The sequence below is a fragment of the Streptococcus sp. genome (assembly GCF_019414905.1).
Lineage (GTDB): Bacteria > Bacillota > Bacilli > Lactobacillales > Streptococcaceae > Streptococcus.
Genome location: NZ_DXLC01000043.1, coordinates 1 through 3,287 on the forward strand (window position 1 = coordinate 1; position 3,287 = coordinate 3,287).

General features: G+C 40.2%; 3 protein-coding genes. 1 reads left to right on the forward strand and 2 read right to left on the reverse strand.

The genetic code is table 11. From position 1 onward, the window contains the following. Nucleotides 1–456, forward strand: a 456-nt coding sequence (locus QZ359_RS01140; RefSeq protein ID WP_293954365.1) for a transposase, incomplete at its 5' end; no start/stop codon positions are given. A gap of 301 nt (nucleotides 457–757) precedes the next feature. Here QZ359_RS01140 and QZ359_RS01145 read toward each other — a convergent pair. Further along, nucleotides 758–1,015, reverse strand: a complete 258-nt coding sequence (locus QZ359_RS01145; RefSeq protein WP_153193408.1) for a DUF896 family protein — start codon at nucleotides 1,013–1,015, stop codon at nucleotides 758–760. A 42-nt stretch (nucleotides 1,016–1,057) separates the two neighbouring features. Then, nucleotides 1,058–3,094, reverse strand: a complete 2,037-nt coding sequence (gene glyS / locus QZ359_RS01150) for a glycine--tRNA ligase subunit beta (protein ID WP_293954371.1) — start codon at nucleotides 3,092–3,094, stop codon at nucleotides 1,058–1,060. Nucleotides 3,095–3,287 lie beyond the last annotated feature (193 nt).

Consider the following 3,287-nt stretch of genomic DNA (forward strand, 5'->3'; position numbering starts at 1 on the left):
GTCGTATATATTGACGAAACAGGAATCGACCGCTACCTTTATCGTCCTTATGCACGGGCTCCTAGAGGGGAGAAAGTCTATGAAAAGATTAGCGGACGGCGTTTTGAGCGGACTTCAATTGTTGCAGGACAAGTAGACGGAGACTTTATAGCTCCCATGATTTACAAGGAAAGTATGACGAGTGACTTCTTTGTGGAGTGGTTCAAAACGCAACTTCTGCCTGCTTTGAAGACACTTCATGTCATTGTCATAGACAATGCTAGTTTTCATCCCAAGAACATCTTGGATGAACTCTGCATCCAAGATAAACACTTTTTCTTACCCCTACCGCCTTATTCACCAGATTTGAATCCTATTGAGCAAGCTTGGCCTATCTTGAAAAAGAAAGTGACGGATTTATTAAGGGAAGTCCCAAATATTTTCAAATATTTAGAGCGCTTTTTGAAAACTAAATGACTATAATACGAGGGATTTGATGGTTTTTCTTGACGATAGAAGACTCAGCGACCATCATTTTAGAGCATATATTTATAATGGATTGAATCTAGAATAGTACACAACTAATTCTAAAACCTGTATAGAAATTAATTTGAATTCACTAATCTTTTTGTTCGTATCCTATTTCAATTCACTATATAACTCAATTTCATAATAAAACACCTCAAAAGTTAGATTTTCTAGCTCTAACTTTTGAGGTGCAGCTCATTTATGTATGATAGTCTTTTGATTATTATTTCATTAAAAGAAAGAATACTTATTATGAATTTGGATCATCGAGACTACGGCCATGTAAACCTTTTTCACGTTGGACTTGACGTAGTTTCTCTGGTGTAACATCGTTTCCTTCTTCGTCCACAATTTTGATCCCTTCGATGTGGTGACGAACAGTGCGACGATAACCTTCGATGTACTCCTCACGTAGTTTGGCTTGTTCTACTTTTTCTTCTGAGGTCAAGCCTTCTGCTTTTTTCTTTTTGGCAAGCTCGTTAATACGATCAATTTTTTTAGGATCCATGTTTCTCTCCTTTATGATAAGATTTAATCCGTTTAACAGATTTTATTTGGTATTGATTTGGTTAAAGCGTGCAAGTTTAGCTGCTTTTTGAGTTAAATGAGACAAGATAGCCAAACGATTTTGACGGACAGCCTGATCTTCGGCCATAACCATAGTATTCTCAAAGAAGGCATCAATGACTGGGCTAAGAGCAAAGAGCTGTTTCAATTGCTGACTTGCAGTCCCTGACAAAACGAGTGATTCGACGGCTTCTGCCAAGTCTTTCTCTTCTTCATTCTCAAAGAGAGATGAATCAACTGTAGCAACTCCTTCTGCCTTCTCAGCCAAATTAAAAGCACGAGAAAGTGATTCAACAGATGGTTTAAAATCTTCTTCCTTGCTTGCTTCTACAAGAGCACTTGCTGCTTCCAACATATCCGCCACAACAAAGTTTGATCCTGCAAGAACTGCTTCCTTGATGTCTTTTGGTGTAGAACCCATCATCTTATCAACACGAGCCTTGATAAAGTTCATAACTTCTGCTTTATTTTCATAAGTCAAGCTGTCAAATTTCAAAGCATAAAGGCTATCTATCAGCTCGTCCATAGCAATGTGCCAACCAAAGGCATCCAAGATACGAACCACACCTTGAGTCGCGCGACGAAGAGCATAAGGGTCATTAGAACCTGATGGAATCAAGCCTACTGAGAAGAAACTCAAAATCGTATCCAATTTGTCTGCAATAGCTAGAATGGCTCCAACCTTGCTCTCTGGAAGTTCTCCTTCAGCTGATGTAGGCATGTAGTGTTCACGAATAGCAGCTGCCACTGCTGGAGTTTCACCAGCAAGAAGGGCATATTTTTCACCCATAATTCCTTGTAGCTCGTCAAATTCACCAACCATCCCAGTCAACAAGTCAAACTTGTAAATGGCTGCTGCACGGGCTAGGTCAATCGTTTCATCCGCTGACAAGCCTGCTTTTTCTGCCAAGAGAATAGCAATCTGCCCCGTACGAATCATGTGTTCACGAAGGGAACCAATCTTCTCATGGAAGGTGACATTGTTTAATTTTTCAACAAGGTCAGAAATCACCAATTTTTGGTCTTCACGCCAGAAGAATTCACCGTCTTCCAAGCGGGCTACCAAGACTTTTTCATTTCCTTTGATGACATTTTCCAAATGCTCTGCATTTCCGTTACGAACAGAAATAAAGTTTGGCAATAGTTTACCGTCTTGATCACGAACAACAAAGTAACGTTGGTGTTCTTTCATCGAAGTCACCAAAACTTCTTCTGGAACTTCAAGGTATTTGGCATCAAAACTTCCCATAAAGGCAGTTGGGTATTCAACCAAGTTCAAGACTTCATTCAGCAAATCAGCATCAATTTCGATACTTACACCATGTTTCGCCTCAATTTCCTTGATTTGGTCAACAATCATTTGCTCACGTTCACGTGGATCTGCGATTACATACTGCTTACGAAGGTCTTCTTCATAGCTCAATGCTGACTGAATCTTAGTTTCTTGTCCCAAGAAACGATGACCACGGCTCACACGACCTCCCTTGATATCAAGGAAATCTAAATCAAACTCTTCTTCATCTAAAAGAACAGTTAAAGTGTGAACAGGACGAATGTATTCAAAGCTATTTCCAGCCCAGTGCATGCTGACAGGGAAAGTCAATGACTTCAAGACATCTACAACACCAGGAACAATGGCTTCAACTGCTTGACCAATTTCTTCCTTGGTAACATAGACATATTCTTCACCCTTGATTTCACGGAATTCGATATCTTCAACCGTCAAGCCTTTTCCACGGACAAATCCTTGAGCTGCTTTGGTGAAGTTTCCATCACTATCCAAGGCAATTTTCTTTGCTGGCCCCTTAAAATCTTCTGTCAAATCAGACTGTTTGTCTGCAAGACCAGTTACACGAACAGCCAAACGACGTGGTGTTGAGAAGGTTTGAACAGCTTCAAAAGACAGGCGGTTTTCCTTGAGGAAGGCTGCCATTTTTTCGCCTAGTTGTTTTTCACTTGGTGTGACAACGTAGGCTGGTAACTCTTCGAGTCCGAGTTCTACTAATAAGTTTTTTGTCATGTTTTTTCTCCGAAAAGTATCTTTTTATTTTCCAGTTTGCCTTATGTGATTGGCACGCAAGCAACCGACTTCGTCGTTTCATTGCTAAAATTGGAGCCTAAGGTCTCCAATTTTGCCTGGTATTGTTAGTTTCTCTAACGATACCTTTATCACTGCGGCGACTGGTTCTGTAGGATTGCTCTATCATCCAATC